The sequence below is a fragment of the Coleofasciculus sp. B1-GNL1-01 genome (assembly GCF_040220235.1).
In the GTDB taxonomy this organism is placed as follows: domain Bacteria; phylum Cyanobacteriota; class Cyanobacteriia; order Cyanobacteriales; family Coleofasciculaceae; genus Coleofasciculus.
Map to the genome: position 1 here is coordinate 1 of NZ_JAVJTO010000117.1, position 10,583 is coordinate 10,583.

The following is a 10,583-nucleotide window of genomic DNA, read 5'->3' on the forward strand; positions in this document are numbered from 1 at the left end:
CCAAGTCTCCTAAGCTTTACTCTGTAACCTTCTAAATCCGGTATTTCTGAGCTTTTCTTCGAGCTGAGATAGAGGAGTTATTGTTCCTTATTTTATTTGCGTAAGTAATACGCAAAAATACTGATTTTGTCCAAAGTCCAAGGGCTTAGAAAGCCTGAACTTTACAGGGAATGTCAACACCAATGCCCCAAATGGAGCGCCCGGTACGTTACTGTTTGACCCTGCCGACATTACGATTACGGCTGGGGGAACTGTTGGTGGCTTTGATGGGGATGTGCTTTTTGAAGATGCTGGACCAACAGAGATTTCTGAAGCGCAGATTGAGAGTTTAGCTGGGAATACCAATGTCACGATTCAAGCGACTAATTCGATCACGATTGAGCAGATGTCAGATTCCATCCTGAGCTTTCAACCCGGTTCAGGAACAATTACGTTTGAAGCAAACGGGACATTCGTTTCTGACAGCAGCATTATTACCAATGGGAGAGACATAAACATCACCTCTGGAAGCATTGCTTTGGACTCTTTAGCACTATACGACCTCAGAACATCTGGCGGTTCAATTAGCTTAACAACTACTAGTGGTGATCTTAGTTTTAGAAACATCACTGCTGGTCTTGTAAACAATCCAGGGGATGTAGAAATTTCAGTAAGTCCTGGTAGTAGTTTGAGTTTCGAGAACATCGGTGCTGAATCTTTAATCGGTTCATCCATACCTCCTGACCCTCTAGATGGAACAATCACTGTTAATGGTGTTGTTCAGCCTCAAGGAAACCTGTCTTTTTATGAAATTGTGGGTGGCGTTCCTACTGATGGCAGCGAAACTCCTGGGGGCGGGACTCCCGGTGGTGGTGGCACACCCGGTGGTGGTGTAATTTCTGGTGGCGGTGAAACTCCCGGTGGGGGCGAAACTCCCAGCGGTGGAACCACTGTTAATGTCAACGGAGCCATTGTCAATATTGGCTCTACCGGCTCAAGGAACAACGGCTATGCAGGGTCAAATATTGACACATCTTTCAGCATAGATATCCCAGGTGTGGGTCGATTTAGCGCTAATAATCTTCATATGTGGAATGCATTTGCACGGTCTGAAATTACTTGGAATAACGCTTTCCAAGAGTTTAGCGCTCGGCAGGCAATAATGTCTGCTAGGGAAACTGAGTCAAGCGGGTTCCATACTCAAATGCACAGTGAGATATTACTCGATAGCGGGTATTAGATTCAGACTATGCTAGATCACATTCACTTGTACTGGAATACCTGTAGAGATAAGGAGCGTAAATGTTCTCCAAATCAACCATTCTATCAGTTTTTCTGATGTTCTCAGTAGTTGGAACAGCTAATGCATTACCGACTTCAGATGACTTTAACTCTGAGATGAATGCAAGTAGCCATTCTATGCTCAATGAACGAATTTATGCTCAGACAGATGGAGAAGTAGAAACTATCATTCTTCAGCTAGGTTTAACAGATGAGCAGATAGCTCAGCTTTACCAAGTTGATCGGCAGTTTAGTCCTAAACTCGATGAGCTTTACCCGGCGTGGAATCAGGCACAAGAAGAGTTAGAAGTATTAATTAGGAGTGAAGATGCTTCAGAATCTGAAGTGAGGAAGAAGTACGAAGAAGTTGAGTCCCTGCGTCGGCAAGTTTCTGAGTTACAGTTTGAGCGACGAATGGCTATCCGGGAAATTTTGAGACCCGAACAACGATTACCTTACGAGGAATACATTGAACAAAGAATTGCTGAGAGCGATTCTTGATCACGAATTGTAGAACGAATACCACTGAAATAAGATGGGTTCGTAGTCGGCACTTTAGTGCCTCAAGCGCTTTAGCGCTTACTACAAACGCTTAAATCAGTGACATTCAATTGTCGAACGACTGTTACCTGAAAAAATTAGCTTTCATCTTAGACGCTCATGAGAGTTAAAGATGAATGGCTAGAGTTTTAGTGTGCAATAATGTGTGGTGTGAGTGAATATGGGTGTTAAATACCGTAAGTTTAGTTACCTGGCTTCTTGGATTATTCTCTTAGGACAATTGAACGCTGGTGAGGCATTAGCAGAAATTTCGTTTAGTGCAGATGACCTCAAAGATATCGAAACGATAGCTGGCAACACGGAGGAATTGCCAGAGCAGCTTTTAGATATTGCCCAAGTATCTGACCCCAATCAGGATCGGTTTCCACAACCCTTACCTGAGCCTGAATTAACAGATCCACAGGAGGAAGAACCTGTCCTACCGCCGTCCGAAACTGAAACCGAGCCGATTCGTCCAGACGTTTCTGAAGCGGAAGTAGAAGTGACTGCGATTGAAGTCACTGGCAGTACGATTTACACCCCTGAAGATTGGCAGGAGTTCACACAACCTTTAGAAGGGCGAACGGTAACAGTAACGGAATTGAGGGCTGCTGCTGATGCAATTACTCGCCTTTATCAAGACGAAGGCTATTTGACCTCACGGGCAATTTTACCCCAGCAAGAAGTTGTCGATGGTGTTGTCCAGATTCAAGTGATTGAAGGCAGCCTGGAAGAGATTCAAATTGAAGGAAATCAACGAGTTAAGTCTGATTACATTAGTAGTCGAGTGAGGTTGGGTGTTGATACTCCCCTCAATGCTTTTAAACTTGAAGATCAACTCCGCCTGCTGCGTCAAAATCCTTTATTTGATACCCTCAGTGCGACTCTACAACCGGGGACAGATTTGGGACAAAGTATTTTAGCTATTGAAGTGGATGAGGCAAATCCGTTCTATGGATTTGCCAGCTTCGACAACTACTCGCCTCCGAGCCTGGGGTCAGAGCGGTTCGGAATAGGCGCAGGCTACCGGAACCTGACGGGGTATGGTGATAATCTCTTTGCGTCATACTACGTGAGTACGACGGGAGGTTCTGATTTAATTGATGCCTTCTATCAAATCCCTGTTAATCCCATGGAAGGCACGATTCAACTACGCACCCAATTCAACTGGACTGAAATCACGGAAGATCCCTTCGATGATCTTGGCATTGAAGGTGATTCACAGTTCTATGAACTTAGCTTCCGACAACCCCTGATTCGTACTCCAACAGAAGAGTTTGCGCTTTCCCTCGCATTTAGCTTTGAAGATGGTCAGACCTTTACATTCGATGATATTCCTACACCCTTTGGTTTTGGACCCGATGAAGATGGTGTGAGTCGTACTAGCGTGTTCAGATTTGGGCAGGATTATATTCGCCGTGATGCTAACGGTGCCTGGATACTACGCTCTTTGTTCAATATTGGCACCACTCTATTTGATGCTACGTCTAATCCAGAGCCAATTCCAGATAGCGCTTTCTTTAGCTGGAATGGTCAGGTGCAAAGAGTGCAGCGTTTAAGTGACAATCATACGCTTGTTACTCAAGCGAGCGTTCAGTTAACCCCTGATCCTTTATTACCGTCTGAACAGTTTGTTATTGGTGGATTTTACTCAGTCAGAGGGTATCGAGAAAGCGCCCGTAATGGTGATAACGGCTTGCGTCTTTCGGTAGAGGATAGAATTACCCTATCTCGCAATGATAGAGGAGAGTCAATTCTTCTGTTAATTCCATTTGCCGACATAGGGTATGTCTGGAACCAAGGTGACAATCCTAATGATTTACCCGACCAAAAATTTCTAGCCAGTATTGGTTCGGGTATTCTTTACGAACCCGTAAGAAATCTGAACCTCAGATTAGATTATGGTTTGCCGTTAGTTGATTTAGACGATCGCGGCGATAATCTTCAAGACGATGGGTTTCATTTTAGCGTTAATTACCAATTCTGAGACGAAATTAGCTATCTGAATGTCACGCTCCTCGTATTCTGGTGGGTTCTTGCGAAGTCGAAACCCACCCTACGGCATATCCAAAGTTTGAGCGATCGCGCCATGCAAATTTTCAGTGTCATCCATCCTAATCTAGCTTACTCACCGGATGCAGACCCCAGACGCGATCGTAACTTAGCCTACCAACTATCACTCAAACTGCACTCAAACACACCATACTCCATCCACTGCCCCATACTCACCACTTGACCTGAGAACCAAAGCTTAAAGTAATTGTACTCAACTCATTACCCGAAACCGTAGGGGCGCATGGCGTGCGCCCATAAAATCGACAAATCCAATCCATCAGTTTAGTTGTGTCATATCATGTCCGGCAAATCACCCATGATAAACAATGTTTTCCTCTTTCAACCCAGACAACCACATTTTTCAATCATCCCAGTTTCAACAGGTAATTCAAAACGCTGTAGACTTTCTCCTCTCCACACCTGTTCAACCCTTACCGCCATCAGAGACATTTACAGGTGCAGGACTTTACCTCCTGTACTACACAGGTAATTTTCCACCCTATAGTGCGATCGCGCAAGCGAACAGCCATAACGTTTCCACACCAATTTATGCGGGAAAAGCCGTTCCGAGTGGTTGGCGACAAGCCCGCACCCCATCTAAAAAAATAGCGACTCTTTATCGTCGTTTAAGCGAACATGCAACCAGTATCCGAGCAGCACAGAACCTCAACTTAACAGATTTCTCATGTCGCTTTGTTATTCTAACTGACGATGAGAGTAGTATGATTCCTGCGGTTGAAGCAGCACTAATTCGTCGATATCAACCCCTATGGAATAGTGTTATCGATGGCTTCGGAAATCATGATCCAGGGATTAACCGTTATGGACAACTCCTGGCTGAATGGGACACCTTGCACCCGGGTCGAAGTTGGGAAAGAAAATGGCAAGGTCAGCGTCCTCATTATGAACAACTAATCGAAAAGATTCAAAACTATTTCGGCTGACGCAACTCAACTACCGATTCGTATAATCGACAAACTTTATCCGCCTTGGCAACCCGCACCTTTGATTGAATAATACTATTTCCCACACGAGTATCTCGTGGCGTGTTTATACTGACCAGATCAAGACCCGATTGTTCAGCAATTTGACCTAAATAGACATCGGTTGTAAACATGACTCCCTGCAAAATACTATTTCCAATCACCACAAATGCTGAAGCCCTCGACTTGAGAACGTATCGAAGTCCCTGAACAAAACGATAACAATCATTAAAATAAGATGCAGCATAGTTAGCCCATCCATTGCCACCATAGATACCTCGCTGAGTATTGACTGTACGCAGGTAATCAATTTTTTCAATAAGTTCTGCTGGTGGATTGGGAAAAATTAAATTCACCTGATCTTGAACTCTCACAGTTTGCCAATATTTGCCAAAATTCTGCTGTTCCAAAATCTTAGTATCATCAGGCTTATTGACAAACCCTAGCCAATAGAGATGGGGGCGGGTATTGCGGATGTAATGGTAATTATTTAGATAAGGAGGTGATGTAACTACCAGATCGACTGAATTCGGTTTAAGATACTGTTGGTAATCAAAAAATGAGGCATTTAAAATCTTGTTTTTGAATGAATGACGGGGTAAATTCCGCAAAAGCCATTTTAGATCACAAGTCATCTGATTAAGCTTTTCTGTGATGACTTCAAAAACGGCAAAATCCGCAATATTCCTTTTCCCTGCTGCTTTTCTGGTTCCTAAGCTAGGTTCATAGGAATAATTCGAGTAATGAACCATCGTTGACGCAAACGCCAATCTAAAAATCTCTTGAATCTTCTCATCCTCCACAGAATTAATAAAATCCTGAACAATCAGGACTTTCTCTAACACAGTTGGACTATAGAATGCTTGGCGGGTTCGGAATCCCGATGGTGGCTGACTCATCGGCAAATATTCACTCGTCATGCTATGGTCATAAAACCTTTGGAATCGTGTTATCTCTCTTTGAATATCTTCTGGATTAAGTTGATACGCATTGACTTTAACTCGACAAGCCAAAGCCGCGTAGGGATTAATCTCAAAACCAACACTATCATGTCCGATTAATGCTGATTCAACCAGGGTTGTACCCACACCTGCGAAGGGATCAATAACCGTTCCCGGTTGAGGAAGCTTAGTTTCTACCACATCTCGCACAAAAGAACTGGAAAAGCCAGCAATCCAAGGTATCCACCGATGCACAGGTAAAAGCTTGTTGCTAGCAAAACTCGGATCACTGAACACCGATTTATCTTTGGCTTTCGAGGTTTGAGTCTCTGAAAAAAGTGACAGTTGCATTCGATTGATCAGCTTGGCTAGTTTTGATATCGTGCTGTTAGTGTAAAGCCAATCAATTTACGGTGCAACTTGCCTGTTTTGAGATGTTACTTTTAAATTATCTGAGTTAACCTCTGGAATTCAGTCATATTCAAGGATTCTTACTTGTACAAAACAGCCTCTTTCAATGTTGAGATGCGCTCAAGTACGCTGTTGATTTCCTCTTTGGTAAGTCCATATTCAGCCAGTGATTCACCCAAATGATTGGCAATTGCTTCAAAGTGTTCGGGTTGTAAGTTTAATCCAGAGTGAGCTTTTCCCATTGAGCGTCCCGTATATTGATTAGAACCTCCCAAAGCCTGGGAAATAAAAGCAGTTTGATGACGCCGTTGCTTTTCCATATCAGTGTTAGCAAAAAAGTGACTGACGGTATCATCTGCTAACACACGCTGGTAAAAATCATCCACAATTTGAGCAACAACTGGCTGTCCGCCTATCTTCTCATATAAGGTTAAGGTTGGTGGTGTATGCATATCCGTTTCTAAAACTTAGCAATTTCTATTAACTATTCTATCTCGGTATTGAAGAGGTTACGTCTCTCTTGAGTACAGCAATAGCGGAGTAACGTCTCTACCGTAAGTTGGATTCAAAAAACTTGATTATATTGTTTTTATAGAATAAATAAAAAATTCAAATTAACGACAGATATGACATATAGCGTCTCTAAAATATGGAAAAAAAAGGCTTTTCTTAAGACTGTCTTAGGTAGAATGCCACTGAATTAAAGCTGGTGGGTTGAGCGAAGTCGAAACCCACCCTACGGTATACAGCTCTTTGCGCTGTAATAAAGTACAGTAGGTCAAAGTCCCCCTTCAGATCCCCCTCCCGTCCCCCTATTAGATCCCCCTCCCGTCCCCCTTCAAAAGGGGGAAGCCAGCTGATGCTTCGCTTTTTGTTCCACGGGGGAAGCCAGCGGATGCTTCGCTTTTTTTGCACGGGGATTTAGGGGGATCGACAATGTACCGCATAGCAGAGCAAACTGCTGTATCAAAGGTTTCGGCGATTCCCTAATGCAAGTTTTCAGTGCCATTAGACTTAGGTATGATTTCGCCCAGAAAACCTAAAGTAAGCTGTCATGCATTTAAATTGGGAATGGATAGCGAGCAAGATGCAAAGCCTACGGCATGGCTTCGCTAAAGCCTGCGGCATGGCTTCGCTAAACGCACTACACGGCTTTCGCTATTATTGACATTAAGGTTTAAATGCCGAACAGCTTAACACTTTATCCATTGGCTGAGTTTTGATGAGGAAGAACTAACTCGGAGGCAGAATTATCAGATTGAGAATTACCCGTTGTATCTGTTGGTAGAGGAGAATCGCGGAACATTAAAGTATAGATATCAGTCGGCATCTCAATATCTGCCGCTTGCAGTGCTTCTTTTATATGTTGACAGACTTGAGATGTCATCGTCAAAAACCCTAATCGCCGCGAATCCACCCAAAACCGCACTTCCAGATTCACCGTACTTGCGGCTAATTCTATCACCAAAATTTCCGGAGGTGGTTCTTTTTCTATTCCAGAAAGTGAGGCGAGAGCGTTTTGAATCACTTGTTTTGCCTGAGTAATATCAGCATCATAATCAATACCAACCATAACCGAACTCCGGCGGCGCGGCGAAGCGGTATTATTAATAATACTGGCAGAGAATACTTCCTGATTCGGAATATAAACTAACCGCCCATCATAGGTTCTCATTGTAGTTGCCCGAAGGTCAATCTGCGTAATCGTCCCCTCATAATCACTAATTACCACCTGATCATTAATGCCAAAGGGTCGAGCCGCGAGTAAAATCACCCCAGAAATATAATTACTCAAAACATCTTTGAGACTGAAACCAATCGCCACACTGGTGAGTCCCAACGCCCCCAATAATGCGCCAAAGTTCAGTCCTAAAACCCCTAAAGCAACAACTGAACCCAGTACCCAGACGCCACCATAACCCAAACGTCCAATCAGAATTTCCGTACTGCGATCGCCTTCTGTCCGTTGCGCCCAACTAAAGCCAATAAATCGCACTCCTTTCGCCACTCCCCAGGTGATCCCCACCACAATTAACGCCCCTAATAAAGAGGGGAGATTTATCACCGTATCCCGTAAAAGTTGTCGTACTGTTCCATAGAGACGCTGTCCCACATCAATCGCCAAGGGCGGTTTTTTTATTGCCTGATTCAATTGTTCTGCCCATCTCTCGGCTAAGGCTTCCACTGACAAACCAAAGTCTTGGGCATCTTGCTGAGTAACCGTCATTAATACTCGGTTATTCAATCGCAACGTTGCCACTTGACGAGGGTTATCTGGGTTCACTGTCACCTGTCCCAAGGTTTCCGATTGTGCCAAAAGACTGTTAACCCGCCGATTAATAATTTTTGCTCGTTCTCTTGCGCCCAAATCCGCCAGGCTACCCACTTGGAATACAGGTCTACCTCTCACTAAAATATCGGCAAAATAGACTTCACTATCGGGATTACTTTTCAGGGATGAATCCGCTGACGTTGGTATAGGAACCATCTCGTCTTGGGCGACACTCCGGTGAGGACTAGCTAGGAAAAGAAATCCAGTAGCAAAGACGACAAGGCTTAATCGACGTGAACCGTTAAGTAGGATTTTCATGAATGGTCAGTTTTCAGCGTTTTGAACAGATTTAGCCAAAACAGATTACATGACCCATCCCTCGTTTGACTTCTAGCTACAGACAGGTAATATCATGTCCGGGGAACGCTACCCCTCTTATAACCCAGTCCGCGCAGGCGGACTTTGTTTGTGTAGCAGCGATTTCAATCGCCTCCTGAACATTCAATTATCCGGTTATTGTAGAGGCTCATTGCCTTTTCGACTCCTTCCTTTAGCGAGAGTTCTATGGCGTCAACAGCGAGTGGAATGACTTCGGCAATGATCTTAGATTCTTCCGGAGAGAATTTGCCCAAGACATGACCGACGGTGTTCTTGTCTGGATCAGATTTGCCAATTCCAATGCGTAGGCGGGGGAAACTTTGGCTTCCCAGATGAGCGATCGCGGATTTCATGCCGTTGTGTCCTCCCGCAGAACCTGATAGGCGTAGACGTAGCCGTCCAACGGGTAAATCAAGCTCGTCGTAGACAATCAAAACTGACTCTGGGGGCATTTTATACCAGTCTATTGCAGTGCGAATCGCTTGCCCAGACCGATTCATATAAGTCAGAGGTTTGAGTAAACGGAGTTTGTCACCCGTTAAGCTACGTCCCTCTGCCAACAACGCTTGGAAGCGACGATTTTCGTTCCAAGAAATTTGCACCCGACGGGCTAGCTCATCGACGACTTCAAAACCAATATTATGACGGGTTTTGTCATATTTGGGTTCAGGATTACCTAAACCTACAATTAGCTGAGGAATCACCAAACTGTCATTTGTCATTTGTCATTTTTTAGGGAACAGAAAACAGGGAATAGGGAACAGGGAGTAGGGAATAGGGAACAACTTATAATCTTATGTCATTGGTGAGTAGGGAAATTCTCCCTTGTCCTCCCCAGCTTCCCCAGCTCCCCCTGCTTCCCCATCGCTTTACCTCGTGGGACTCCGACCTCAACGAAGTAGGTCGGAGGGGGATAGAGGTCAAACCGCGCCACTCAACGTGGTAAGGGTTGACAACCCAACTGTTGACACCAGTCCGGTGTTTTGTTGTAACAATTGGACTTTGTTGGCGGTAAACCTCCCTATTCGCTTCCAGTTAGCGTCACTGACGGAAACTTGGGTCTTAGTATCACCAGAAACGTAACCGTAGTGGGTAACTCCAGCTTTAGCTGCTTTGACATAATCACCTTTCCTAAACCCGTGGCGGGTAACTGTGCCGCCATAGTCGCGCCGTTTCCCTCCCTTGCTGGGGATCATTAGGTGTAATTGACGGCGACAAATTGGGGGACGGTGAATCACTGCAAACTGGCACGGTGTTACCGCAATAGACCCCAACCAAGTACCGCTTCTACCCTTAATCTGGCGATACCGCATAAATTGGGAGGCGGCTAGGCAGATCCCATCAACGGCATGGGCGGCGGGTGAGGACTCAGCTTTATTCTTGGACTTGGGTAAGCCAAGGTATTGCCGCAAGGTTGAAGTGTACCATCCCTCTTGGGTGTGGACGGTGTAACCTGCTTGTTCTAACTGCTCAATCTGCCAATAGTTTGGGTCGGCGGGAGATATTGCTACCTCCCGTCTCCCTTTCAAAACCGTGCGTGACAGTTTCCCGTCACACGGCTCCTCAGTGACTTGACCCTTGTCATGGGCACCTCTTCCCTCGGTTAGGGTTAGGCGGTTAGAACGGGTTATCATCCAAATACCTCGCTAACTCTTCATGTGCCAACTGCCTCTTTTGCCTCAAGGCATCCATAGCAGTTTTTTGGTCGTGGCAATGTCTGTGCAGTAGCTGACGGTTGCTCAA

At 44.8% G+C, this 10,583-nt stretch carries 9 protein-coding genes; 4 read left to right on the forward strand and 5 right to left on the reverse strand.

Going from position 1 to position 10,583, the window contains the following annotated elements:
* Positions 1 to 274: 274 nt before the first annotated feature.
* From RID53_RS28450 to RID53_RS28465, 4 genes are all read left to right on the forward strand, one after another.
* Positions 275 to 1,219: a hypothetical protein gene (locus tag RID53_RS28450; RefSeq protein WP_446391298.1), complete on the forward strand. Its 945-nt coding sequence runs from the start codon at positions 275 to 277 to the stop codon at positions 1,217 to 1,219.
* Positions 1,220 to 1,317: 98 nt separating this feature from the next.
* On the forward strand, positions 1,318 to 1,761 hold the full coding sequence (locus RID53_RS28455) for a Spy/CpxP family protein refolding chaperone (RefSeq protein WP_446391299.1): 444 nt from the start codon (positions 1,318 to 1,320) through the stop codon (positions 1,759 to 1,761).
* A 220-nt stretch (positions 1,762 to 1,981) separates the two neighbouring features.
* Positions 1,982 to 3,787, forward strand: coding sequence for a ShlB/FhaC/HecB family hemolysin secretion/activation protein (locus RID53_RS28460; RefSeq protein ID WP_446391300.1), 1,806 nt, complete (start codon positions 1,982 to 1,984; stop codon positions 3,785 to 3,787).
* A 394-nt stretch (positions 3,788 to 4,181) separates the two neighbouring features.
* Complete coding sequence (locus RID53_RS28465) at positions 4,182 to 4,799, forward strand: Eco29kI family restriction endonuclease (RefSeq protein WP_446391301.1); 618 nt, start codon at positions 4,182 to 4,184, stop codon at positions 4,797 to 4,799.
* Here the strand turns inward: RID53_RS28465 and RID53_RS28470 are convergent.
* The 5 genes from RID53_RS28470 to RID53_RS28490 all read right to left on the reverse strand — a co-directional run bounded on the left by RID53_RS28470 (position 4,787) and on the right by RID53_RS28490 (position 10,474).
* Positions 4,787 to 6,130, reverse strand: coding sequence for a DNA methyltransferase (locus RID53_RS28470; protein ID WP_446391302.1), 1,344 nt, complete (start codon positions 6,128 to 6,130; stop codon positions 4,787 to 4,789). The genes RID53_RS28465 and RID53_RS28470 overlap by 13 nt on opposite strands.
* A gap of 140 nt (positions 6,131 to 6,270) precedes the next feature.
* On the reverse strand, positions 6,271 to 6,642 hold the full coding sequence (locus tag RID53_RS28475) for a group I truncated hemoglobin (protein WP_446391303.1): 372 nt from the start codon (positions 6,640 to 6,642) through the stop codon (positions 6,271 to 6,273).
* Between the two features lie 749 nt (positions 6,643 to 7,391).
* Positions 7,392 to 8,780, reverse strand: a complete 1,389-nt coding sequence (locus RID53_RS28480; RefSeq protein ID WP_446391304.1) for a mechanosensitive ion channel family protein — start codon at positions 8,778 to 8,780, stop codon at positions 7,392 to 7,394.
* Between the two features lie 164 nt (positions 8,781 to 8,944).
* On the reverse strand, positions 8,945 to 9,562 hold the full coding sequence (pth, locus tag RID53_RS28485) for an aminoacyl-tRNA hydrolase (RefSeq protein WP_446391305.1): 618 nt from the start codon (positions 9,560 to 9,562) through the stop codon (positions 8,945 to 8,947).
* Positions 9,563 to 9,760: 198 nt separating this feature from the next.
* Entirely contained in the window at positions 9,761 to 10,474 is a 714-nt protein-coding gene (locus RID53_RS28490) for a hypothetical protein (protein ID WP_446391306.1), read from the reverse strand.
* Between the last annotated feature and the right edge of the window lie 109 nt (positions 10,475 to 10,583).